At 30.8% G+C, this 24,944-nt stretch carries 20 protein-coding genes; 11 read left to right on the plus strand and 9 right to left on the minus strand.

Translation table 11 applies throughout. The features are described from left to right. Positions 1 to 75 precede the first annotated feature (75 nt). The 3 genes from AC3IF2_RS08285 to AC3IF2_RS08295 are packed head-to-tail and all read right to left on the minus strand — an operon-like array spanning position 76 to position 2,210. Positions 76 to 978 (minus strand): SDR family oxidoreductase, encoded by a 903-nt coding sequence (locus tag AC3IF2_RS08285; RefSeq protein ID WP_489166596.1) that lies wholly within the window; start codon positions 976 to 978, stop codon positions 76 to 78. After that, a complete protein-coding gene (locus tag AC3IF2_RS08290; protein ID WP_489166597.1) occupies positions 979 to 1,977 on the minus strand; it encodes a potassium channel family protein in 999 nt (332 codons plus the stop codon). A 5-nt stretch (positions 1,978 to 1,982) separates the two neighbouring features. Beyond that, entirely contained in the window at positions 1,983 to 2,210 is a 228-nt protein-coding gene (locus AC3IF2_RS08295) for a PspC domain-containing protein (protein ID WP_480196601.1), read from the minus strand. Between the two features lie 114 nt (positions 2,211 to 2,324). Here AC3IF2_RS08295 and uvrA point away from each other — a divergent pair, with 114 nt between their 5' ends. From uvrA to AC3IF2_RS08330, 7 genes are all read left to right on the plus strand, one after another. After that, a complete protein-coding gene (gene uvrA, locus AC3IF2_RS08300) occupies positions 2,325 to 5,150 on the plus strand; it encodes an excinuclease ABC subunit UvrA (protein ID WP_489166598.1) in 2,826 nt (941 codons plus the stop codon). Positions 5,151 to 5,179: 29 nt separating this feature from the next. Next, a complete protein-coding gene (locus AC3IF2_RS08305) occupies positions 5,180 to 5,905 on the plus strand; it encodes an LOG family protein (protein WP_489166599.1) in 726 nt (241 codons plus the stop codon). Positions 5,906 to 6,000: 95 nt separating this feature from the next. Beyond that, the gene (locus AC3IF2_RS08310; RefSeq protein ID WP_489166600.1) at positions 6,001 to 7,185 is read left to right on the plus strand and encodes a T9SS type A sorting domain-containing protein; all 1,185 of its coding nucleotides are present in this window, start codon (positions 6,001 to 6,003) and stop codon (positions 7,183 to 7,185) included. 37 nt (positions 7,186 to 7,222) lie between these two features. Further along, positions 7,223 to 9,985, plus strand: a complete 2,763-nt coding sequence (locus tag AC3IF2_RS08315) for a gluzincin family metallopeptidase (protein WP_489166601.1) — start codon at positions 7,223 to 7,225, stop codon at positions 9,983 to 9,985. A 198-nt stretch (positions 9,986 to 10,183) separates the two neighbouring features. Next, positions 10,184 to 12,598: an alpha-ketoacid dehydrogenase subunit alpha/beta gene (locus AC3IF2_RS08320; RefSeq protein WP_489166602.1), complete on the plus strand. Its 2,415-nt coding sequence runs from the start codon at positions 10,184 to 10,186 to the stop codon at positions 12,596 to 12,598. Positions 12,599 to 12,683: 85 nt separating this feature from the next. Continuing rightward, the gene (locus tag AC3IF2_RS08325) at positions 12,684 to 13,340 is read left to right on the plus strand and encodes a tRNA (guanine-N1)-methyltransferase (RefSeq protein ID WP_489166603.1); all 657 of its coding nucleotides are present in this window, start codon (positions 12,684 to 12,686) and stop codon (positions 13,338 to 13,340) included. 126 nt (positions 13,341 to 13,466) lie between these two features. After that, complete coding sequence (locus AC3IF2_RS08330) at positions 13,467 to 14,207, plus strand: murein L,D-transpeptidase catalytic domain family protein (protein ID WP_489166604.1); 741 nt, start codon at positions 13,467 to 13,469, stop codon at positions 14,205 to 14,207. On the opposite strand, the gene AC3IF2_RS08335 is transcribed toward AC3IF2_RS08330, so the two are convergent. The 6 genes from AC3IF2_RS08335 to AC3IF2_RS08360 all read right to left on the minus strand — a co-directional run bounded on the left by AC3IF2_RS08335 (position 14,204) and on the right by AC3IF2_RS08360 (position 21,967). Further along, positions 14,204 to 15,865, minus strand: coding sequence for a L,D-transpeptidase family protein (locus AC3IF2_RS08335; protein WP_489166605.1), 1,662 nt, complete (start codon positions 15,863 to 15,865; stop codon positions 14,204 to 14,206). The genes AC3IF2_RS08330 and AC3IF2_RS08335 overlap by 4 nt on opposite strands. Before the next feature lie 98 nt (positions 15,866 to 15,963). Continuing rightward, entirely contained in the window at positions 15,964 to 16,809 is an 846-nt protein-coding gene (locus AC3IF2_RS08340; RefSeq protein ID WP_489166606.1) for a M57 family metalloprotease, read from the minus strand. 100 nt (positions 16,810 to 16,909) lie between these two features. Further along, the gene (locus tag AC3IF2_RS08345; protein ID WP_489166607.1) at positions 16,910 to 18,184 is read right to left on the minus strand and encodes a DUF2851 family protein; all 1,275 of its coding nucleotides are present in this window, start codon (positions 18,182 to 18,184) and stop codon (positions 16,910 to 16,912) included. Between the two features lie 75 nt (positions 18,185 to 18,259). Next, positions 18,260 to 19,555, minus strand: coding sequence for a M20/M25/M40 family metallo-hydrolase (locus AC3IF2_RS08350; RefSeq protein ID WP_489166608.1), 1,296 nt, complete (start codon positions 19,553 to 19,555; stop codon positions 18,260 to 18,262). A gap of 5 nt (positions 19,556 to 19,560) precedes the next feature. Further along, on the minus strand, positions 19,561 to 20,919 hold the full coding sequence (locus AC3IF2_RS08355) for a pyridoxal-phosphate dependent enzyme (protein WP_489166609.1): 1,359 nt from the start codon (positions 20,917 to 20,919) through the stop codon (positions 19,561 to 19,563). A gap of 52 nt (positions 20,920 to 20,971) precedes the next feature. Continuing rightward, complete coding sequence (locus AC3IF2_RS08360; RefSeq protein WP_489166610.1) at positions 20,972 to 21,967, minus strand: glycosyltransferase family 2 protein; 996 nt, start codon at positions 21,965 to 21,967, stop codon at positions 20,972 to 20,974. Between the two features lie 201 nt (positions 21,968 to 22,168). On the opposite strand from AC3IF2_RS08360, the gene AC3IF2_RS08365 reads away from it, so the two are divergent. The 4 genes from AC3IF2_RS08365 to AC3IF2_RS08380 all read left to right on the plus strand — a co-directional run bounded on the left by AC3IF2_RS08365 (position 22,169) and on the right by AC3IF2_RS08380 (position 24,927). Further along, entirely contained in the window at positions 22,169 to 23,218 is a 1,050-nt protein-coding gene (locus AC3IF2_RS08365; protein ID WP_489166611.1) for a hypothetical protein, read from the plus strand. 66 nt (positions 23,219 to 23,284) lie between these two features. Further along, a complete protein-coding gene (locus AC3IF2_RS08370) occupies positions 23,285 to 23,992 on the plus strand; it encodes an SIMPL domain-containing protein (RefSeq protein WP_489166612.1) in 708 nt (235 codons plus the stop codon). 6 nt (positions 23,993 to 23,998) lie between these two features. After that, complete coding sequence (locus tag AC3IF2_RS08375; RefSeq protein ID WP_489166613.1) at positions 23,999 to 24,475, plus strand: hypothetical protein; 477 nt, start codon at positions 23,999 to 24,001, stop codon at positions 24,473 to 24,475. Then, complete coding sequence (locus AC3IF2_RS08380; RefSeq protein WP_489166614.1) at positions 24,475 to 24,927, plus strand: hypothetical protein; 453 nt, start codon at positions 24,475 to 24,477, stop codon at positions 24,925 to 24,927. The genes AC3IF2_RS08375 and AC3IF2_RS08380 overlap by 1 nt, the downstream gene beginning before the upstream one ends. The last annotated feature ends 17 nt before the right edge of the window (positions 24,928 to 24,944 follow it).

Genomic DNA, 24,944 nt, shown 5'->3' on the forward strand with positions numbered 1-24,944 from the left:
AAATTTACATCAAAAATGAACTCTACCAAAGTTTTTTGAAATGAAAGTTATTAACAAGAGTCAAAGAATTCTTAATTAAGCTGTATCTAGTTGATTTTTAAAACGTTGTAAGCCTTCTTTAAACGTATATAATGGTAAGCCTAGCTGCTTATGAGACTTTGTAAGATCAAATCCTGTTTTTATTGGTCGAGGAGCGCGTTGATTTAGCTCTTGGGTAGAGACTCTTTTTATATATCTTTTATCGAGATTAAATAAATCTGCTACATCGATAGCCATATCGTATATGCTTAATAATTTGGTACTCGATACATTATATATACCAATACTACTTTTTTGAATTGCTAGCAAACATGCATGAGCTAAATCGTCTGCTAAAGTTGGCATACGAAATTGATCATCTATAATGGTAACTGCCTTTTTATTTTCTACAGCTTCTTTAATCCAAAGGATAATATTATTTCTACTCATTTCATCCACTAAACCATAAACTAATATGGTTCTTAATATGGTGTGATCAATTTTGGAATCTAGAACTACTTCTTCAGACTTCAACTTAGACAATCCATAATAATTTACCGGATTTGGTTTATCATCTTCTTTATAAGGGCCGTCTTTTCCGTCAAAAATAAAATCGGTAGAAATATGAATTAAATGAATCTTATGTTTTTTACACGCCTCGGTTAATTGTTTAACCAGCTCTACATTTAAAAGATTACATTCTTCCTTATTATCTTCGCATTGATCTACATTGGTCATCGCTGCCGTATTAACAATAAAATCAGGGTTAACTTCGTCAATTAAACTATGTAGCTCGTCAAAAAGAATTAGGTCTATATTATAATAGGTATAGTCTGACTTATTTGCATTTCTATTTTTTCCTCTGGAAAGTGCATAAACCTGATACCTTTCCTGGCAAAGTAAATTCACTAACTTTTGCCCAAGTAAACCATTACTCCCGGTAATTAATACTTTCTTCACCTATAATATAGTATTGAGTTTTGCAATCTGTTCGGTACGGCCTAAAACAATTAACTTGGAATTTGGAATTAATTCAGTATCTGATTCTGGATTGATGATATATTCATTTTCTGGAGTTTTAAAACCTATAATCGTGCATCCAGTTCTTCCTCTAAAATTTAAATCTTTTATAGATTGTAATACATATTCTTTAGGTAAATCTTCAATTGCAATTTCTTTTAAATGTGTAGAATTCTCTTCGTCAACAGCAAGCATATCTACAAATTCAACAATATCTGGAGTCACTAAAAGCGAAGCCATATGCTCACCTCCTAATTTATCTGGCATTATAACATTATCTGCCCCAGCTATTCTTAGCTTATTATCAGATGAATCATTAGAAGCTCTGCTAACTATAGTTAAATTATTATTTAATTGTCTTGAAGATAATACAACGTATAAATTATTGGCATCTGAAGGCAATGCTGATATTAAACTTGCCGCATCCTCTATACCTGCTTTTTTTAAAACACTATCTCTGGTAGCATCTCCTTTAATATATAATATCCCTTCTTCTTCTAATTCGATAATACGTTCATCGTCATTCTCAATGACAATTATATCTTTATTAAACTTTTTTAATTTGGCAACTGCTTGTTTACCATTTCTACCATAACCACATACAACGGCATGATTATTAAGCTTTTCAATTTTTTTTTGCACTTTTTTATTTTTTAACTTTTCAAATAATTCTCCACTTGCAATATATTCAGTTAACACCGTAGCTACATAACCAAGGGTAGTAACACTCATTAAAATCAAAAATATTGTAAAGAGTCTTTCTTCTTCACTTAACGGATGTACTTCACCAAAACCAACAGTAGTTATAGTTATTACTGTCATATAAAGTGCATTGATAAATGTATCGTTAGATAGATACATATATCCTAGCACACCAATAATTATAACAAGAAAAAATAATAATATCGCTTTATATAACTTTGACTGGAAAACGTTCATAAAAACTATAAATCAAATACTGAACTTCTTTTAGTATATATCATATCCTTTAATTTTAACAAGAAAGCCAACGTTAAATAAATACCAAACCAAAAACCTAAGGTAACAAAAGAAATATAAATAAAAAATAGTCGAACATTGGTAACACGCATCCCCAATTTATCGGCAAATCTAGAGGAAACATCGAAGCCTCTTTGTTCAAAAAAATGTCTTATGGAATGGATTACTTTCAATACTCAAAAAATTATTGCGCAAGTTAACTATTTCTTAAAATAATACTTTAAGGTTATAATTAAATTTAGATAACAATTCTGTATTTTTGTGGTTTGTCAATTTTTAATGAATTTATGATCGCGGAACAAGAGTATATTGAGGTACAAGGAGCTAGAGTTCACAATCTAAAAAACATTGATGTAAAAATACCACGCGAAAAATTAGTAGTTATTACTGGGTTAAGTGGTAGCGGAAAATCTTCTTTAGCATTTGATACTATTTATGCCGAAGGTCAACGTCGCTATATCGAAACTTTTTCAGCTTACGCAAGACAGTTTTTAGGAGGATTAGAACGGCCTGATGTCGATAAAATTGATGGCTTATCGCCAGTTATAGCAATTGAGCAAAAAACCACAAGTAAAAATCCAAGATCAACTGTGGGTACAATTACAGAAATTTATGATTTCTTAAGATTACTTTTCGCTCGTGCAGCTGATGCTTTTTCTTATAATACTGGTGAGAAAATGGTCAGTTATTCTGATGAGCAAATCCAAGAACTGATCTTACAAGATTTTAAGGCTAAAAAAATTATCGTATTAGCTCCAGTTGTTAAATCTAGAAAAGGGCATTATCGTGAGCTCTTTGAGCAAATATCTAAGCAAGGATTTGTACGTGTTAGAGTAAATGGTGAATTATTGGAGATAGAAAAAGGAATGCGTTTAGATCGTTACAAAACGCATGATATTGAAATTGTAATTGATCGATTAAAAGTTGATGACTCTTCTGAAAAGCGCCTAAATGAAACCATTAAAACTGCAATGTATCATGGTGATGGGGTTTTATTGGTTTTAGACCATGAAACACAAAAAGCGCGTTATTTTAGTAGAAATTTAATGTGTCCTTCTAGTGGAATTTCTTATCCACTACCAGAACCAAATTCATTTTCATTTAACTCTCCAAAAGGAGCTTGCTCAAACTGTAATGGTTTAGGAAAAGTAAGTGAAGTAAATATTGATAAAATTATTCCTAATAAATCGAATACTATTTTAAATGGTGGCATTGCTCCGTTAGGAGATTATAAGAGCTCTTGGATTTTTAAACAGATAGATACTATAGCTGAGCGTTATAAGTTCACCATGACAACTCCTATAGAAAAAATTAAAAAGGAAGCCATGGATATCATCCTTTATGGAGGTAATGAAAAATTTGATGTGGTTTCTAAAGATGTTGGTATTACCAGAAATTATGAAATAGATTTTGAAGGAATTATAAGTTTTATAACCAATCAATATCACAATACCGAATCAACATCAATTAAGCGTTGGGCCAAAGAGTTTATGGACGAAAATATTTGTTCAGAATGTAATGGTTCTCGTTTAAGAAAAGAGGCGTTGCATTTTAAAATAGATGGTCAAAGTATTGCAGACATGGTTAGCATGGATATTATTCAACTAGCCGATTGGTTTGCTAATATCAAGAAAAAATTATCTGAAAAACAGTTGCAAATTGCTTCAGAAATTTTAAAAGAAATAGAAGCTAGAATTCAGTTTTTATTAGATGTTGGGTTAGATTATTTAACTTTAAATAGAAGTTCAAAAACCCTATCGGGTGGAGAAGCACAACGCATTCGTTTGGCAACTCAAATTGGTTCTCAACTTGTTGGTGTTTTATATATACTAGATGAGCCAAGTATTGGCTTGCATCAAAGGGATAATCAAAAATTAATTGATTCATTACAAAAGTTGAGAGATATTGGCAATTCTGTTTTGGTGGTTGAGCACGACAAAGATATGATAGAACATGCCGATTATGTTATTGATATTGGCCCCGAAGCTGGGCGACATGGAGGAGAAATAATCAGCATCGGCACTTCTAAAGAATTACTTTCAAGTAATACATTAACAGCTAATTACCTTAACGGAAAGTTGGAAATTGAGGTTCCTAAAACAAGAAGAAAAGGTAATGGTAAAAATATAGTTTTGAGTGGTGCAGCTGGTAATAATCTAAAAAGTATTACGGCTACTTTTCCTTTAGGTCAAATGATCTGTGTTACAGGAGTTTCTGGTAGTGGCAAATCTACTTTAATAAATGAAACATTATATCCAATTTTAAATCAACATATTTATAAATCGGTAAAAAAGCCACTTCCTTATAAAACTATTAAAGGATTAGAGCATGTTGATAAAATCATAGAAATTAATCAATCACCCATAGGTAGAACACCACGCTCAAATCCTGCGACCTACACAGGTGTTTTTAGTGAAATACGAAATTTGTTTTCTAAAACACCTGAAGCTATGATTCGTGGCTATAAACCAGGACGATTTTCTTTTAATGTAAAAACAGGAAGATGTGAAACCTGCGAAGGTGGTGGTGTTCGCGTAATTGAAATGAACTTTTTACCTGATGTTTATGTAGAATGCGAAACATGTCAAGGCAAACGTTTTAATAGAGAAACACTTGAAATTCGCTATAAAGGAAAATCAATTTCAGATGTTCTAAACATGACCATCAACGAAAGTGTAGCATTCTTTGAACACATTCCAAAAATTTATAGAAAATTAAAAACCATACAAGATGTTGGTTTAGGTTATATCACCTTGGGGCAGCAATCTACGACCTTGTCAGGTGGCGAAGCCCAACGTATAAAACTTGCATCTGAACTTTCTAAAAAAGACACAGGTAATACCTTTTATATTTTAGATGAACCTACTACAGGGCTGCATTTTGAAGATATACGCGTACTAATGGAAGTTCTTAATAAATTAACAAATAAAGGGAATACTGTACTTATTATCGAACATAATCTTGATGTTATTAAATTAACCGATCATATAATAGATATTGGACCAGAAGGCGGAAAAAGTGGTGGTGAAATTTTATGTGTTGGTACCCCAGAAGAAATTATAAAAAGCAAAAATAGTTATACCGCAGAGTTTCTTAAAAAAGAATTACTTTAGTTGGTTGTTTAACATTAAAAAAGAGAAAAATGACGAATGATTCAAAAGTTAATGAAGAAAGAAAAATTTTAGAAAAACTTCAGCAAAAAACATGGAATGAGATAAAAACCAATGACTCTTGGGCAATCTTTAAGATTATGTCTGAGTTTGTTGATGGTTATGAAAAACTGAGTAAAATAGGGCCATGTGTATCTATTTTTGGTTCAGCAAGAACAAAACCAGATCACAAATACTATATATTAGCCGAAGAGATAGCTTACAAACTGACCCAAAATGGTTTTGGAGTGATTACTGGAGGTGGCCCTGGTATTATGGAAGCTGGTAACAAAGGTGCAAATAGAGGAAAAGGAACTTCGGTTGGATTAAATATAGAACTGCCTTTTGAACAACATGATAATCCTTGGATCGATAGTGATAAAAGTCTTGAATTCGATTACTTCTTTGTACGCAAAGTAATGTTTGTAAAATATTCGCAAGGTTTTGTAGTAATGCCTGGTGGTTTCGGAACATTGGATGAGCTATTCGAAGCGATGACTTTAATTCAAACTAAAAAGATTGGTCGTTTCCCTATTATTCTTGTGGGAACAGAATTTTGGAGTGGTGTTTTAGACTGGATTAAAAACGTACTTATAGACAAATATGCTAATGTAAGTCCTGAAGATTTAAACTTATTTAGAGTGGTAGATACAGCAGATGAAGCGGTAGAACACTTTAACAAATTTTACTCTAAATATAGCTTAAAACCGAATTTCTAATTATCGATTTTCTAATGAGTTTCAAGAAAAAAATAACCATCTTTTTGATGGTTTTTCTTTCTATAAATATGTTTTCGCAAGAAAACATAAAAGTTATGTTCTATAACTTATTGCAATTCCCAGAAGCTCCTCCATCTAATCGTGATGAAATTTTAAAAACAATTATAGATGAGACGACCCCTGATCTTTTTATGGTTTGCGAATTACAATCAGAATCTGGTGCGATTACTATTCTAAATAAATCGTTACAAACTAATGATGATAGGTATAAAATGGCAGATTTTGTAGATAATCATTCTAGTGGTACAGATTTACAACAAATGGTTTTCTATAATTCAAAAAAAATCATTTTAGAAAGCCAGAGTGAAGTTATTACATCTGTAAGAGATATTAATCATTATACTTTTAAATTAAATACTATAGATGTAACTACTAACCCAATTTATATTGACGCTTTCGTTACACACTTAAAAGCAAGTCAGGGTTTTGACAATGAACAAATACGTTTAAATATGGTTCTTGATTTTACTACCGCATTGGCCCAAGTACCTAAAGATCATTTTGTATTATTTGCAGGTGATTTTAATTTTTACACCTCAAATGAAGCTGGTTATCAAGAGATTTTAGACCCAACGAACTCAATAATACTTAAAGATCCTATTAATAGACCCGGTAATTGGCATACTAATTCTTCTTTTGCAGATATTCACACACAATCTACAAGAACATCAAACTCCAACTTTAGTGACTTTGGAGCTGGCGGCGGTTTAGATGATAGGTTTGATTTTATTATGTTATCTGAAAACCTATTTACTAATTCAACTTTGAGTTATGTAGATCAATCATACAAAACTTTTGGTAATAATGGCAATTGCTATAACGGCAACATCAATAATTCTAATTGCTCGGGCACTTACTCACAATCCATAAGAAATGCATTGTATAATATGAGTGACCATCTACCAGTTATACTAGAATTGCAGATGAATAACGTTCTAAGTGTAGAAAATCATACTTTATTATCTAATTTGATTCATTTTAAAGAAGGAAATGTCATTAAGAATAAACTTTCATTAAAAATTAATGTCAAATTATTAGATGAAAAGTTGATTATTTATAATAGTTTGGGGCAAAAAATAAAAATTGTTAATATTACCAATTCAATGATTAGTAATGATATAACTTTAGACGCAACTAATCTAGCAAGTGGTATCTATTACTTAACCATTGATAATTCTTCTACACTAAGCCCTATAAAATTTATTAAAGCCATTGATTAAGAAAAGGTACATCATATCGTTTATTTTGCTTTTTTGTTTGAATTCATTTGCACAAAATGATCAGATTAAAATAGATGCTTTTTTAAATGTAAAGACACACGAGTTAGAAATAGCTCAAAGCATTATTTATTTTAATAAAAGTGATGTAGCACTAGACACCGTTTATTTATTAAACTGGCCAAATAGCTATTTAGGAAGAAGGTCTCCTCTAGCAAAACGACTTGTAGAAGATTATGATAAAAGCCTATACTTTGCTAAACGAAAAGATAGAGGCAACAGCAGTATTAAAGAGCTTAACGATGGTTCTCAACCTTTAAAATGGTTTGTAAAAGAAAATGTGCAAGATATAATAGCTGTAGCCTTAAATGATAAATTAAAGGCACGCGATTCTGTTCAAATTAAAATTAATTATACCGTAAAGATACCTAGTGATGCTTTTACAAAGTATGGTGTAAAAAACAATACTTTTAACTTAAAAGATTGGCATATTATACCAGCTGTATTTGATGGTAAATGGCAATTAATGAGCAACTTGAATATGGATGATCTTTATATGCATCCTACCGATTATGTAATTAATTTAAAACTATTCGAAGGCATTACTTTAAATACTGATCTAGATAATTCTAAAACTGATTCTCCACCACTTACTATTCATACATTAACTGGCAAAAATCGTGTAAATCCAGAGCTAAATATTACAATTTTAAATGACTTTAAATATTTTAAAACTGACGATATTGAGATTATAACGAACCTTAACGGAACTCTTTTACAAGATAATGTAAAAAGAGATGTCTTAAACCGTCAACTTTTTTTTATTGAAGCACATCTAGGAAAATATCCTCATAAAAAATTGTTGATCAATAAAATATCTTATGATAGAAATCCTATTTACGGATTGAATCAATTACCAAAGATCTTAAATCTTTTTGCAGGTGTTTTTGAGTGGGATATAAAAATGTTTAAAGTTTTAACCAGAAAATATTTAGAGAATACTTTATTGGTTAATAGAAGAAAAGATACATGGCTTTTAGATGGTATTCAAACATATTTAATGATGCAATATGTTGAAAAATATTATCCAGAAATTAAAGCTATGGGTAATATTTCTAGAATTTGGGGTGTAAGAAGTTATAATATTGCTAAGCTAGATTTTAATGAGAAATATCCTTTTGTGTATCAATTTTCTGCTCGTAAAAACTTAGATCAAGCCTTAACTACTGGTCAAGATTCTCTATCAAATTTTAATAGAAAAGTTGTCAATAAGTATAAAGCAGGTATAGGTTTACGCTATTTAGATGAATATTTACAAAACGACATTGTTCAAAGAAGTATTAAAGAATTTTATCAAAAAAGTTTTCTAAAAAGAACTTCTAGTGACTATTTTAAAGAATTAATAGCTACTAAAACTTCAAAAAATATTGATTGGTTCTTTGGTGATTATGTAAATTCTAAAAAGAAAATAGACTATACTATTTCTAAAGTAAAAAAATCTACAGACTCTGTTGAAATCACTATTAAAAATAAACGTAATTTTTCTGCACCAATAGCTTTATATGGAGTTAAGGACAAAGAAACTATTTTTAAAAAGTGGTTAGACCCAATCGATTCTACTAGTACAATAAAAATTGCAAATGGTGATTACACAAAACTTGCATTAAATTACGATTATCAATATCCAGAATTAAATCTTAGGGATAACTGGAAAAACTTAAACGGAATTTTTAATAAACCCATTCAACTTCGATTTTTTAAGGATATTGAAAACCCTTTTTATAATCAAGCATTTTATAATGTTTTTGTAGATTATAATTTTTATGATGGTTTACTTATAGGTCCTCGTCTATATAATGAAGCCTTATTTAAAAAGAAATGGCTCTATAAGATTACACCAACTTATGGGTTAAAAAGTAATCAATTATCAGGTTCTTTTTCATTAGTTTACGAGACCTTGCCTGAAAAAACCAAAGTATACAGGTATAGAATTGGTTTAGGTGGTAGTACTTTTCAATATGCTCCAGAACTATCTTACACAAGATTTACACCTTTTATTACTGTTGAATTCAAACGAAAAAGCTTAAGAGATGTTGGTGGAAAATCTTTCTTTGCGAGATATGTTTTGGTAGATAGAGAAACAGAACTTAATGCTCCTGAATTAGAATCTGATAGTTATAACGTACTTAATTTACGATTTGGGGCTTCTAAACCAGATATAATAAAAGGCATTGGCTATTCTACAGACTTTCAGTTATCTAAAAATTTTAGCAAACTATCTTTTAATTTTCGTTACAGAAAACTTCTTAATTCTAATAGACAGTACGATCTACGCTTGTTTGCTGGCACATTCATACATAATGATACCCAAGGTGATTTCTTTAGCTTTTCACTTGATAGGCCTTCCGATTATTTATTCGATTATAATTATTTAGGTCGATCTGAACAATCAGGTTTTTTAAGTCAACAGATTATAATTACCGAGGGTGGATTTAAATCACAATTCGAAAATAGTTTTGCCAACCAATGGATGGTAACTGCAAATGGCAGCATAGGTATTTGGCGTTGGGTAGAGGCGTATGCTGATGCAGGGTTTTATAAAAATAGAAATCAAGATATTCAATTTAAATATGATAGTGGTATTCGTTTAAATCTTGTTCAAGATTTTTTTGAAGTTTACTTTCCATTACAATCTAGTTTAGGTTTTGAACCTTCTTTAGATAATTACGATACTAAAATTAGATTTGTAATCACCTTAGAGCCTGCAAAAATTTATAATTTTATAAAACGAGGATTTTATTAAGCGCCAGTATTAAATCTATAGTTTATTATTTTCAACAAAAGATAGAAAATCAATTAATTATTTCATTAAGTTTTTGAATTTTTGATAAAATTTGATGTGATTTTTAGATAAAATTATCATTTTATCAATTCTATGGCTTTATTTTTAATTTTCTTATAAATAAGCTATCTTTGCGAAGCTGCTAAAAAATCTAAATTCATGTCAGAAAAACTAATTGATTCTCAAGAAAAACTATCTTACGAAGAGTTTAAAAAAGAGATCATAGAAGACTATAAAACTGCTGTGGTTAGTAGAGAATGTAGTTTATTAGGTAGGCGTGAAGTTTTAACTGGTAAAGCAAAATTTGGCATTTTCGGAGACGGTAAAGAGGTGCCACAATTAGCTATGGCTAAAGCTTTTAAAAATGGTGATTGGCGTTCAGGTTATTATAGAGATCAGACTTTTATGATGGCAATTGACGAATTAACACCTCAACAATTCTTTGCCGGTCTATATGCACATACAGACATTACTGCTGACCCTCAATCTGCAGGTAGACAAATGGGTGGTCATTTTATGACTCATACAGTAAATGAAGACGGTAGCTGGAAAAATCTAATGCAGCAAAAAAATGTGAGTGCAGACATCTCTCCTACAGCTGGGCAAATGCCTCGTTTATTAGGTTTGGCACAAGCATCTAAAATGTTTAGAAATGTAGCTAGTTTAAAAAATAAGTCTACATTATCTGATAACGGTAACGAAATTGCTTGGGGTACTATTGGTAACGCAAGTACTTCTGAAGGATTATTTTTTGAAACTTTTAATGCTGCGGGGGTGCTACAAGTACCGATGGTAATTAGTGTTTGGGACGATGAATATGGCATATCTGTTCCAGCAAAATACCAAACAACAAAAGAAAACATTTCTGAGATTTTAAAAGGATTTCAGCGAGATGAAGATAATCCAGGTTATGAAATTTTTGTAGTAAATGGTTGGGATTATTCTAAACTAATCGATGTTTACAATCAAGCTTCAGATGTTGCCAGAAAAGAACATGTACCCGTACTAATTCATGTAAAAGAATTAACACAACCTCAAGGACATTCTACTTCTGGTTCACATGAACGTTATAAAAGTGCGGAACGCTTGCAGTGGGAAAAAGATCATGATTGCATCTCTAAAATGCGCGAATGGATTATTAACGTTTTTGAGAATGAAGAAGAAATAATAGTATTAGAAAAAGGTGCAAAAAAACAGGTTAGTACAGCCAAGCGAGAAGCTTGGTCAGCTTATTTAAAACCTATTAAAGAAAAACAACAAGAACTATCGCAGCTTCTTGAAGTAATAAATTCTAAAAGTTCTAATGCAGTTTTTATCTCAAAACTGAAGAATGAATTACAATCTAATAACGAACCAACCAAAAAAGATGTTCTTTCTATAGCCAGAAAGATTCTTGTCTATATTAGAGAAGAACAGTTTGAAGAAAAGCAAAAGCTCCAAAGTTGGATTCAAAACTTTATCAATTTAGGGTTTAAAGAATATAGTACACACCTCTTCAGTGAAAACAACAACAAGGCAACATCTATTAAAGAGATCCTTCCTGAGTATTCAGGTGAAAGTCAAAATGTTGATGCGAGAGTTGTATTAAGAGATAATTTCGACAAAATTCTTTCTAACAACGAAAGTGTGGTAATCTTTGGTGAAGATGCTGGTTACATTGGTGATGTAAATCAAGGTTTAGAAGGTTTACAAGAAAAACATGGGAAACTTAGAGTGGCAGACGCAGGTATAAGAGAAGCCACTATTATGGGGCAAGGTATAGGTATGGCCATGCGAGGTTTAAGGCCTATTGCAGAGATTCAATATTTAGATTATTTACTATATGGCTTGCAAATTTTAAGTGATGATCTTGCTACATTAAGATATAGAACCTTAGGAAGACAAAAAGCTCCTCTAATTGTTCGAACTAGAGGACATCGTTTAGAAGGTATTTGGCATGCGGGTTCTCACATGGGCGCAATACTACACCTCTTAAGAGGTATGTATATTTTAACGCCTAGAAACATGACGAAAGCTGCAGGGTTTTATAATACTTTACTTGAAAGTGATGAGCCTGCTCTAATCGTTGAAAATCTTAATGGATATCGTTTAAAAGAGAAATTACCTAATAACTTAGGTCAATTTACAACACCAATTGGCGTTGTAGAAACTATTAAAGAAGGCTCGGATGTTACCGTAGTATCTTATGGCTCAACCTTAAAATTAGTAGAAGATGCTGCCAAAGAATTAGCTCAAGTAGAAATAGATATTGAAATAATAGATGCCCAAAGTTTATTACCGTTCGATTTAAATCATGACGCTGTTAATAGCTTAGAAAAAACAAATCGTCTTGTTATAGTAGATGAAGATGTTCCTGGTGGAGCTTCAGCATATTTATTAGATCATATACTAAATAAACAAAAAGGATATCAGTTTTTAGACAGTCAACCAATTACTATAACCGCTAAAGATCATAGAACCGCTTATGGTACAGATGGAGATTATTTTTCTAAACCATCTACAGAAGATATTTTTGAAGGAATTTATGCCTTAATGCATGAACTAAATCCAACAAAATATAAGAATCTTTACTAAAAAGCGTTTTTTAAAATAATTATAATTTAGTTTAGAAGTAATTAATTACTTTTGTCAACTGAAAAATAACTCAAATTTTAATTAAATGATACGAGCTAAGTTAATAATCTCAGTTCTTACCCTACTTTTCATTTCATTAACTATTAATGCCCAAGATGGTCAAGACCAAGAAGTTAAAGCTTCTTTAAACTCTGGTTCTCTAGAGAGTCAATTTGATTATATGTTTAAAAAATCGTTTAGATGGACGGATCCTAAAACTGGGTTAAGGTATAAAACCATTAAGGTAAATGATCTTTACAAATTTAAAGGAAATGTTGTTGACACCTTAAAAAATGCCAAAGCAAAATATATTCAGGCAAATGCTACTATAGCTACTCAAAAAAATGAAATTGAAACATTAAAAACTGATCTTGGTAAAACTAATGAAAACCTATCGTCTGTTACACAAGAAAAAGATAGTATAAAGTTCTTAGGTATACCAATGAGTAAAGCTGGATACAATACTTTGTTATGGTCTATTATCGCCGCTTTATCTGTATTACTCGCTCTTTTTATTGGAAGATTTAAACGTAGTAATGCGATTACTATCGAAGCAAATAAAGCAAAAGTTGAAATAGAAGAAGAGTACGAAAGTCACAGACAGCGTGCTTTAGAGCGTGAGCAAAAACTACGCCGCGAACTTCAAGATGAGCATAACAAGCAAAAATATGCAAAGCAAGAAACTAAAAAGGGTAGTAAATAAGCTATCCTTTTTTTTATGCTTTTATCTATTATATACAATAAATTAAAAATTAAACTGTTAATAGTCTTTGTGTGTAAAACACAACCTCCCTTTTAAATTTATGAATTGTTTGAAACCTTGTACCGAATGAAAGGAAAAGGACTATTTTTAGTAATTATATTTTTATTGATTTCACCAATATATGCTTGGAAAGAAATTCCTATAAAGAATATTCCGTTGGTTAAAACTGTGAAATCTTCTGAAGTTTCTTTTAAAGATTACGCAACAGTTTTCTACAATAGTTTAGAATGTATGGAGCTTGATTTCGAGATTTTTAAATTTGCTTTAAAAGGATATTTAAAACTCGAAAAAACTGGTGAGTTAGACAATTCTAAATACTTAACTGTTATAGATTTTAGTAGATCTTCTAAAGAGCAAAGACTTTTTCTTATTGATACCGAAACAAGAAAGATAATTCATAAAAGTCTTGTTGCACATGGTAGAAACTCAGGTTTAGAATTTGCTAAAAAATTTTCAAATAAAGTTAATAGCCACCAAAGTAGCTTAGGCTTTTATAAAACAGCTGAGACATACAGAGGTAAGCATGGTTTTTCGCTTCGTTTAGACGGATTAGAATATTCTAACAGTAATGCTAGAAGACGAGCAATAGTTATTCATGCAGCAGATTATGCCGAAGAAAATTTTGTAAAAAAAGAAGGCAGGTTAGGTAGAAGTTATGGGTGCCCATCTCTACCAAAAAAAGGATATACAGAAATTATTGAAAAAATAAAAATGGGTAGTTGTTTATTTATTTATTATCCTCAAAAAACATATTTGGTAAATTCTAAATTGGTAAATTCTAATATTACCATTTCTCAAGATATCTAGTTAAGCCTGCTAGTATATCTCTTTTTTATATTTTCCATTTGCTCTACAACCAATTTATCGGTGTTATAAACGTCATCATAAAAAATAAGATCATTATTCTCATCTACTTTAGCTGTAAAATAATACAATAATACAGGTAATCGATTATTTAATTTAATTATCTTTTCCTTTTTATCTTTAATGTATTTTTTAACACTATCTATATTTCGCTTATTTTCGTCATACTCTAAAATATAATCAGCAAGTTTTAATGCGTTGTGAACCCTAACGCATCCATGACTATAACTTCTTCTTTCTTTATAAAATAGAGATTTTGAAGGTGTATCGTGTAGATAAATGGCATGTCTATTTGGGAAAATAAATTTTACTAATCCTAAAGAATTAGAACCGCCTCCTCTTTGCCTAACTAAATAATTAAATTTTCCTTTATTAATTTCATCCCAATTCAAGCTACTAAAATCAACTGAGTCTTTTTGGTAAGTAATTACTTCAAAATTATTGCGTTCAAAATAAGTTGAATCTTTTTGAGTCTTAACCAATATTTCTTCTAAAGATATCTTTTTAGGCACATACCAATATGGATAAGCTATAATATATTTTAAAGAATCTCTAATTTCTGGTGTTTGTGTTTTATACTTACCTATAACCGTATTATGCTTGTATTTCAATTGATTATCCTTAAAAATCTCTAATTTAAAAGCAGGTATGTTTGCAAATAAGTAATCTTTTGGTAATTCTTCTTTCCATCGCCAACGCTCTAAATTAGTAGATAACGTTTGGTAATATTCGTAAGGGCTTTTTGACAAAGCCTTAGCAGTATTTTTACCAATCTTACCATCTGGCTTTAAACCATGTTTTTTTTGAAACTTTTTTAGTGTTTCTATAAATATTGAATCGGTAGGTATTGAGTCTAAATAATTGTGGTGTGCCAAGGCTTTTTTAGCCTGAACAATTGCTTTGATTGAGTCTGTTCTAAAGTTAACAACTTTAATACGTTCGTTACTTAAAGATGAATTTTCTAAATATACACTAAGCTCTAATTGCAATTCTTTATATGGCTTGCTTTTGGGTTGGAGGTTTAAAAGCTCACCAATTAAGTTATTCTTTTTAAGTGCATTAATCATATAATTAGACAAATCTACCTTGAATTGTTTTCTGGGTAAAACTGTAATAGAGTCGATCGAATCTAAGATACCATAGTTTAAATGTTTACCAAAAAGCATGTAAGAGTTGGTCAATAATAACTCCAGCTCAGATGCAACTTTATAGCGTTCTTTAACATCTTTTATTTCAGTAAGTTCTCGTTTGATCTTATTTAAAATATCGGTTGCATATAATACTGAAAACAAACCGTACTCATTAGCCTCCGATAATTTTTTTAATAAAATTGATCCTCGGGTGTTTAATTCAACTGAGTCGTTGATCCAAATAGGATTATGTGATACGTCTTTATAAAAATCATTGATTTCACTTATGTTTTCTAAAGATACTTTTTGAATGATCTGAGCGCTGTCTAAAACATTAAAATTTGTTTTAAAAAAGGCTTGCAACTCTTTTTTATAGTCAACTTTTTCTATAAAAGGAGCTTCTTTTTTCAAGTCTTTAGCACAAGAAAATAGCAACATTAAAATACAGCTACAGAGGAGAGTGTTCTTCATAGCTTTACATTCTTTTTCAATTTTTGGTTATTTTAAATATACAAAAAAGCTGCCAAAAGGCAGCTTTCGTGAAAATATTTCAAAAGAAATACTACTTCTTAGTATAAAACATTTAAAGCAATTCTATCATTATTATTAAATGTAATTGCTGGACCACAAGATTGCATTAATGAATTTACATCGGATCCTGTTGGCGTACCAGCTATATGGATTGCACCAACACCTGCACTACCTTCATTTACATTAGATCCACAGCTTTCTCTAGTTTGGTAGTCAGTGTGACGGAAACCGATACAGTGACCTACTTCATGTGCCATAGTACCAGCTAATTCTGCTACATCAGGAGCAATTGAAAGTTCAAACCATCTACTGTTGATACCAAATCCTTTTGCAGGGTCACCTTTTCTTGTTGGAAAACCAGCAGCTCTACCTAATGTGATAAATCCACCAGATTCTAACTCATAAAATTCAGTCACTTCTATATTAGCCTTTCTTTTTCCTTTTAATCCAAATGCTACTCTACTAAAAGTAATATCTAATTCTTCTGCATTATACATTTCGATAGTAGCATCTAAAGCATCAGATCCCAATTGTCCTAAATCAGGGTCAACACTCATTGTTATGTTTCTAGAGCCACCTCTAACACTAACTATATTATTAGTTCTATACTGTTTTGTGTTTATACCATCTTGTACGCCTGCAGCCATTTCATCAATCTGCTCTAAGGTAAAAAACATATCTTCGACTGCTATTCCATCTTCATCCATAAAATTCATTGCTTTAGCATTAGATACATCAAAATGCATCTTTTCTAATTTAGCCAAAGCATCTTTAGGAATTTCAGTTTCAATAGAAGTACTATCTGTGTTACAAGCGACAATTACTGTTAAACAAGATAAAATCAATAGGGAGAAAATCTTGGTAAATAAATTCGTTTTTTTCATTTTTAATTTTGAATTTTTGTTAATATTAAGTTAAAAATTTGACGAATATACATTTTTATTTAATAAATACTAATTTTAAGTTATAAAAAATAAGAAAAAGTTAATATTTATTTAATAAATCATTACCAATTCTGCATTTTAGGCAATTCTGTTTATCACAATATTTATTTTTAAGTTGAAGTAATGCCTGTGATTCTAAAGAAGAATGAGCCATAATTTTAAGTTTAGCGAACTTTTCTACAATCGAATTCTTTTCTGTTTTAATACTTTTGATTAATTTAAGAATGATTTCTTCGTCTAATTTTCCAATATGTTTTAGATAAATAAATCGTAATGGAATCACTGTATTAATTAGCAATAGGTCAATGAATTGTTTTGAAAGTTTTTTAGCTCTTTTCTTAGAAGTTGCATCGAAAGTATAATGTGTTTCCCAGTAAGAGGAAGTAGCAACCGAAAACAGCTTATAATACTCTTCTATAGTATTAATTTCTATAAGTCTAGAAAATAAATTTTGATTGCTATAATACAAACTTGCAAGTTGCGCCAATCGAATTGTAGGAAAGTTATTGGGGCGCAATCTAAAAAATTGAACGCTGACTTGATTAGAGGTTTTTAATTGATGTTTTTTAACTAAATAGTTATACTCTCTTTTTAATGAAAGGTAATACTCATCTTCTACGGTTTTATTTAACAACCCAGTTTGACCAAAAAGTAGAGCTTCTAATTTTAGAGGATCATTCCATTCTTTTTTAAGTACAGAAAATTCGAAACTATTAGCTAGTTCAAAAAAGGCTTCACTATTTACTTTTAATCCGAAATTTTTCGCTAGCAATTGAAATAAAACAGCTTCCCAGTCATTATTAGACTTTTCCAATAACTGCAAAATAAAAGAAGTTTTCTGCTCCAAACGTTCAAAGTATAAAAATTCAAACCAATTATTGAGTAAAAAATTATCTATACTAGCAATGTCTTTTTGGCAATTGATCCATTTTGATTCTTTAGAAAATAAGTTGTTATAATTATTAAGAAGATCTTTTTCAACCAACGATTTTAATTCAAGAGTTGGTAATAAGCTATTATCCTTTCTGTAAATTGGCGCATCATCTTCCCAAACTACATGTAAAATTACACTGTCATAATTAGTATCTTTTTCGTGACCATGGACATACCAATCAGATGATTTAACATGTAGCTCAACATTGCCAGCCCATTTTTGTTCATCTATTATGATTTGCGCATTAAAAAAATCTGGGCCTGTATTTAGATTATGGCTCCCAACTTTTTCAATAACTACTGGTAATTTATTGATAGTTTCTAGTTCCGATAAGGTAAATAACTTGAACTTCCAGATGTGATGTAAAAAATCTTCCTTCATAGTTTAAGAAGGTTAATTTACATCTTTTTTATAAGTAATTTATCGGTAGGAAAAATCAATTATATACTAAAAAAATTATTGATTTATCAATCTGTAGATTAAGATAGCTGCGCGTTTTGTAAGATCTTCAATAGTATTCAAATTTACTGTTTCTTTTGGCGTATGCGCTCCATTGCCCATAGTTCCTAAGCCGTCAAGGCAATCAACATATTCTGCTACAAAAGACACATCAGCCGCTCCTCTTTTAGCAGGATCGTAACCTTCTACACCGCCCTGTTTAAGGTCTGAACTTACTTTATTTAATACATCTAAAAGAGCTTTATTGCCTTCTGTAGGTTTCATTGCAGGGTAACTATCTATAAAACTAATTTTAGCAGAAGTTTGAGGTAGGTTATTTGCAACTATTTCTCGCATTTTTGCTCGAGCTCTTTCCTTTTGTTCTTCAGATATAAATCTTAATCCACCATCTACAACTGCTGTTTGAGCTACCACATTACTTTTACCAAATGCATTTCCTTTACTTAAAGCTTCTTCAAAACTTATTTGAGTTCCACCTAAGATTACACCAGGGTTAAAAGTTAAGTATTGCTCTCCTCTTACATCATTATAAAATTCATTAAGAATTCTAGACATTTCGAAAATAGCGCCAGCACCCACACGTTCATTAAATACACCAGACGAATGTGCTCTCTTACCAGTAACTTCTACTTTCCATCCAGAAGATCCTCTTCTTGCTACTGTTGCATTATTAAAACCTGTAGAAGTTTCAAAACCCAAAGCAATATCACTACGTTTTGCAGCTTCAATTAAATCTTTTCTACTAATGGTTAATGGCTTACCTGTACTCTCTTCATCACCTGTATATGCAGCAATTATTTGTGCATTCTTTAGTAAACCGTTATCAGCCAAAGCTTTTAAAGCATATAACATAATCACATCTCCACCTTTCATGTCATTACCTCCTGGAGCATGTGCAATACTATCGTTTACCATTTTAAATTCTTGAAAAGGACTATCCTCTTCAAAGACAGTATCTAAATGTCCAATTAATAAAATACGTTTTCCTTTGGTCTTTTTTGGCTGTGTCTCAGCAAATAAATGGCCAGAACGATTTACCTCAGATAGATCTACCCAAGTCGTTTTAAAACCTAAATCGCTAAAAGCATCCTTAAATACCATCCCAACTTCTTTAACACCTTTATGGTTCATTGTACCACTATTGATGTTAACTACTTTCTTTAAAAAATCAATCGCCTCAGTATTATTAGCTGAAACTGATTTTAAAATTTTCTTTTCTGCTTTGCTTAGCTTTTGACTAAAAGCGTTACACACTAAAAAGCAACAAATAAAGAGGATGGCTTTAGTTTTCATATTGGTTAGATTACATTAATTACATCGTGTTTGGTTATTATATGGTGTTCGCCATTACTCAAATCTACTAAAACGGCTTCGTTTTCTCTATTGATCAATTTAGATATTTGATCTATAGAAGCATTTTTAGTTACAACAGGAAATGGTGCTTTCATAATATCTTTAATAGGTTTATCTGCTATATTTTTATCCTCAAAATATAATCTGAATAGATCACTTTCATCTACGGAACCAACAATACCTTCGGTATCGACTACTGGCATTTGCGAAATATTAAATTTACGCATTCTATCAATAGCATGACCAACCAATTCTTCAGTTTTTATAGTTACTAAAGGTTTATCTATATGATCTTTAATAAGATCGATCGCATTGGTTACTTCTTCATCTAAAAAGCCGCGCTCTCGCATCCAATCGTCGTTAAACATCTTGCCTACATAACGACTACCATGGTCATGAAATAATACAACTACTACGTCATCCTTTTTAAATTCATCTTTTAGTTGTATCAATCCTTTTATAGCAGATCCTGCAGAATTTCCTACAAAAATCCCTTCTTCTTTTGCTATTCTTCGCGTATAAACCGCTGCATCTTTATCAGTTACTTTTGTAAACCCATCTATAATATCAAAATCAACATTTTCAGGTAAAATATCTTCACCAATACCTTCCGTTATGTAAGGATATATTTCATTCTCATCAAAAATTCCAGTTTCATGATATTTTTTAAATACAGATCCATAAGTATCTACTCCCCAAATCTTAACATTCGGATTTTGTTCTTTTAAATATTTACCAACACCAGAAATGGTTCCGCCTGTACCAACACCTACTACAAAATGAGTAACCTTACCATCTGTTTGTTCCCAAATTTCCGGACCCGTTTGTTCATAATGCGCAACCGCATTGCTCGGATTATCATATTGATTTACATACCAAGAATTTGGCGTTTCTGTACCCAAACGTTTAGAAACTGAATAATAACTACGTTCATCTTCTGGTTTTACATCAGTAGGGCAAACGATCACCTCTGCTCCCACAGCTTTTAATACATCTACTTTTTCTTTAGACTGCTTATCGGTAGTTACAAAAATACATTTATAGCCTTTTACGATTGCTGCTAATGCTAAGCCCATACCTGTATTACCCGAAGTTCCTTCTATAATGGTTCCGCCAGGTTTTAAGCGCCCATCAGCTTCTGCATCTTCTACCATTTTTAAAGCCATTCTATCTTTTACCGAATTACCAGGGTTGGTAGTTTCTACCTTTGCCAATACCAAAGCATCTACATCTTTAGCTACATAATTTAGCTGTACCAATGGCGTATTACCTATGGTTTCTAATATATTTTTTGCGTATTTCATTCTAAAAATTTATCGCAGCAAAAATAGCGAATACTATGCACAAATTAATATGCTAACTAAACATTCTTGGGAAAGCCTTTTCTATCGATTGTTGAAGTACACTTACGCGGAAGGCCGACCTCAAAAAGCCCAAACCGTAACCTAAAAACTGTGTAAGTGTAGTAAAAATACTGGTAAGACCAACTAGAGGGTTTTTATTTTTAATAGTACTATCAACGAAAATTAACACGAAATAAATACCATAGAAATAAAGAAACCATTTATAGACAAAGTAAAAAGATATGATAGAAAAAAGCAAGCCAAGTAAAAACAAACTAGGAAACCAGTACGTAATCTTTGCCGTACTAGGGTGTTGTTTATTCAAAATAGGGCGGGCAGCACCAAAATTAAAAGTCTGTTTAAAAAAGCTTTGGAAGGTATTTCTGCGTTTATGATAGACAAAAGCTTTTTCTATAAATTGTGATTTATATCCGTTTTGCCATAATCTAAAAGTTAGATCGATATCTTCACCAAAATGTTGTTTACCAAATCCACCCATTTTATTAAATGCTTCCTTTGACAGCCCCATATTAAAACTGCGCGGTTGAAATTTTTTAAGGTTTTTATTACCACGAATTCCTCCAGTGGTTAACACCGAAGTCATAGAATAGTTGATCGCTTTTTGTAAGATGGTAAATGATTTATGCGAAGCATCTACTCCACCAAAGGCATCGATATAATTATTTTGCAAAGCCTTATCAACCTCAGCTAAATAATTTTCGGGTAATAAAACATCAGAATCTAAGATGATAAAATAATCACCAGATGCTTTTTGCATACCATAATTTCTACTTAACCCCGGCCCACTATTCTCTTTAAAAAAGTATTGAATGTTTAGTTTATCCTTAAAGCGTTTTACAACGTTTTCTGTAGTAATAATAGAACCATCTTCAACTATAACAATCTCAAAATCTTCTTTAAAAGTTTGTTGCGTTAAACTATCTAATAACTCCTCAACTTCTTGTGGACGATTGTAGACAGGTATAATAATAGAATAGCTTAACTGCACTATATAAATTAGGTTTACTGTAAAAATAGAAATTTAGTTTGATTCTTGATTCATTTTCGGGTAACTTTGCTTATCAGTCGATAAAATGAATTAAAACTCACATTAGCTTAACGTTTGTAGCACATTCAGCGAAACTGCAGATTTTTTATCATTTTTTAACTTCATCTAAAAGAAGTAAATTGTAGCTTTTTATAATTTCTTATGAAGCTCTTCAAAAAAATTGTACTGTTCCTTTTTGTAGTTATAATTGGCTTTGTGGCCCATATTTTTATTTCAACAGGGTTTTTTAGAACTATTGAAAATAAATTTGATGGTGAAATATTGTATAGAATTCCAATTGCAGGAGCAGAAGACATTACTATAAGTGCTATTGATAGCTTTGCTATTGTTTCTGCTACTACAAGAAAATCTTTACCCAGAACTGAGGAAGAATATGGTGGTTTGTATTATTTAGATTTAAAGACCAAGGATTATAAACCAATACATTTAACTTTCAATTTTAAAAAGCCTTTTGCTCCACATGGTATTTCTATGGCTAAGATTGATAGTACCTACAAAATAATGGCTGTCAATCATACACCAACAAGTCATACGATAGAGGTTTTTAAACTTAATGGTCAAAGTTTAAAACATATAGAAACGCTTGAGCATTCTTCAATGATTAGCCCGAATGATATTGTAATGATTGATGATGATCGTTTTTATTTTACGAATGACCACAAATACACCGAAGGTATTCTGCAATTAATTGAAGATTACGGAGGGCTATCTATTTCTAATATTATTTATTTTGATGGAGAAAATTATACTGAAGTCGCAGGCGGAATTTCTTACGCCAATGGCATTAATTATGACGTTGAACGAAAGTTGATATTTGTTGCTTCACCACGAAAATTCTTAGTGAAAGTATATCAAAGAAGTAATAATGGTTTATTAAAATTTATTGAAAATATTGATTGTAATACTGGTGTTGATAATATAGAATTCGATATGAAAGGTAATTTATGGATTGGTGCGCATCCTAACTTACTCCGTTTTGCATCTTATGCTAAAGGTGAAAAAGAAACCTCACCATCAGAAATTATAAAAATAGATTATCGGAATAAAGGAGATTATATTATTGAGCAAATTTATGTTGAAGATGGCAGCGAAATGTCTGCATCTACAGTAGCAGCTCCTTTTGGTAACCTTATTTTAACTGGTAATGTGATGGATGATGAGTTTTTAATCTTAAAAAAAGATATGGAATGATATTCGAAAAGAATTGTATCTTGTTTTATCCTTTTTAAAAGATAATTTTATTCAAAATTTAGAATTATGAAAAACTACAATTGGCTGCTAGCTATTTTACTTTCAGTAGCAATTATTATAGCAGGTTACTTTATTGGCAACATGCATAAAACAGGAAAAAAATATGATCGTTATGTACAGGTAAAAGGTTTATCTGAGCGAGAAGTATCTGCAGATCTTGCTGTATGGCCTATGAATATTACCCTTACCGGAAATGATCTAAGAACATTGAAAAATGAAATCGAACGACAAAACAACGAAGTCTATAGCTTCTTTATCAATCTAGGTTTTGATAAAAATGAACTAACAAAAGGTATTGCCACTATTAATGATGCCCGTGCTAATATTTATAATAACAATCAAAACACAACTTATCGTTATTTAGCTAAGTCAGAATTTACAGTAAGAACCAACAATGTAGAAAAGCTTCAAAAAGCTTTAGCTGAATCGTTAGATCTTATAACTAAAGACATTTTGTTAAGTTCAAAAAATACATGGAGACCAATTGAATATATCTTTACAAGATTGAATAAGTTAAAACCATCTATGATTGAAGAGGCAACTAAAAATGCACGTGAAGTTGCTGAAAAATTTGCACAAGATTCTAATTCTAAAGTTGGTGAGATTAGAAATGCTAGACAAGGTTTGTTTTCTATAAACGATAGAGATCAAAACACTCCAGAAATTAAAATTGTTAGAGTAGTTTCTACCATAGACTTTCAACTTGAAGATTAAATTTAAATGAAGGCAGCTACCGTAAAAGAACTTAAAACTGAACTAAATTACCAAACAAAAGAGCAGCTGCTAGAATTATGTTTAAGGCTTTCTAGATTTAAAAAAGAAAACAAAGAATTACTTACCTATTTACTTTTTGAAACTGATAGTGAATCTGGTTATATAGAAAGTGTAAAACAAGAAATTGATGAGCAATTTAAATTGATTAATACGAGTAGTTACTTCTATATTAAAAAAAGTGTTCGTAAAATATTACGAATGGTAAAAAAATACATTCGATATTCTAAAAATAAAGAAACTGAAGTGGAGATTTTGCTCCATTTCTGCGACGTTTTAAAAAACATGAAACCTTCTATAGCTAGGAATCTAACATTACAAAATATTTTAAATCGTCAAATAGTATTGATAAAAAAAATAATTACAACACTTCATGAAGATTTACAATATGATTATGAATTGGAACTGAAACAATTAAATAATTAATGTTTTTAGAAAAAGAAATAATAGAGATAACGTCACTAATAGAAAAGGCATCAGTAAAAAATTTATCAGTTTCAAAAAAAGGAATTGATTGGCATTTAGATCACACACTTAAAGTGTTAATAAATGTACCTAAGGCATTGAAAAAATCTGATCCAACAAATTATAAATCAAATTTTAATTTTTGGCGTTTTGTGATTTTTACATTGAATTGGATTCCTAGAGGAAAAGGAAGAGCACCAAAGCATGTTAGGTCTTTTGAAGAAATTAAGCCCAACGAATTGACACTACAACTAAAAGAGACTAAAAGGCAACTAGCTAGTATAGAAGAGCTACATTTAAAAAATAATTTTAAACACCCTTATTTTGGTATTCTGAATTTAAGACAAACTAAGAAGTTTTTAAGATTACATACTGAGCATCATATAAAAATATGTAGAGATATACTCAAATAAAAATTCTTTTTATTTTT

This window comes from Maritimimonas rapanae, assembly GCF_057837205.1.

What these genes read in the sequence shown, in the direction of transcription:
- AC3IF2_RS08320 (WP_489166602.1), top strand. Translation starts at nt 10,184, where the DNA reads ATGTCAGAAAAACTAATTGATTCTCAAGAAAAACTATCTTACGAAGAG.
- AC3IF2_RS08350 (WP_489166608.1), bottom strand. Translation starts at nt 19,555, where the DNA reads ATGAAAACTAAAGCCATCCTCTTTATTTGTTGCTTTTTAGTGTGTAAC.
- uvrA (WP_489166598.1), top strand. Translation starts at nt 2,325, where the DNA reads ATGATCGCGGAACAAGAGTATATTGAGGTACAAGGAGCTAGAGTTCAC.
- AC3IF2_RS08375 (WP_489166613.1), top strand. Translation starts at nt 23,999, where the DNA reads ATGAAGGCAGCTACCGTAAAAGAACTTAAAACTGAACTAAATTACCAA.
- AC3IF2_RS08355 (WP_489166609.1), bottom strand. Translation starts at nt 20,919, where the DNA reads ATGAAATACGCAAAAAATATATTAGAAACCATAGGTAATACGCCATTG.
- AC3IF2_RS08325 (WP_489166603.1), top strand. Translation starts at nt 12,684, where the DNA reads ATGATACGAGCTAAGTTAATAATCTCAGTTCTTACCCTACTTTTCATT.
- AC3IF2_RS08365 (WP_489166611.1), top strand. Translation starts at nt 22,169, where the DNA reads ATGAAGCTCTTCAAAAAAATTGTACTGTTCCTTTTTGTAGTTATAATT.
- AC3IF2_RS08380 (WP_489166614.1), top strand. Translation starts at nt 24,475, where the DNA reads ATGTTTTTAGAAAAAGAAATAATAGAGATAACGTCACTAATAGAAAAG.
- AC3IF2_RS08340 (WP_489166606.1), bottom strand. Translation starts at nt 16,809, where the DNA reads ATGAAAAAAACGAATTTATTTACCAAGATTTTCTCCCTATTGATTTTA.
- AC3IF2_RS08370 (WP_489166612.1), top strand. Translation starts at nt 23,285, where the DNA reads ATGAAAAACTACAATTGGCTGCTAGCTATTTTACTTTCAGTAGCAATT.
- AC3IF2_RS08305 (WP_489166599.1), top strand. Translation starts at nt 5,180, where the DNA reads ATGACGAATGATTCAAAAGTTAATGAAGAAAGAAAAATTTTAGAAAAA.
- AC3IF2_RS08335 (WP_489166605.1), bottom strand. Translation starts at nt 15,865, where the DNA reads ATGAAGAACACTCTCCTCTGTAGCTGTATTTTAATGTTGCTATTTTCT.
- AC3IF2_RS08345 (WP_489166607.1), bottom strand. Translation starts at nt 18,184, where the DNA reads ATGAAGGAAGATTTTTTACATCACATCTGGAAGTTCAAGTTATTTACC.
- AC3IF2_RS08330 (WP_489166604.1), top strand. Translation starts at nt 13,467, where the DNA reads ATGAAAGGAAAAGGACTATTTTTAGTAATTATATTTTTATTGATTTCA.
- AC3IF2_RS08310 (WP_489166600.1), top strand. Translation starts at nt 6,001, where the DNA reads ATGTTCTATAACTTATTGCAATTCCCAGAAGCTCCTCCATCTAATCGT.
- AC3IF2_RS08290 (WP_489166597.1), bottom strand. Translation starts at nt 1,977, where the DNA reads ATGAACGTTTTCCAGTCAAAGTTATATAAAGCGATATTATTATTTTTT.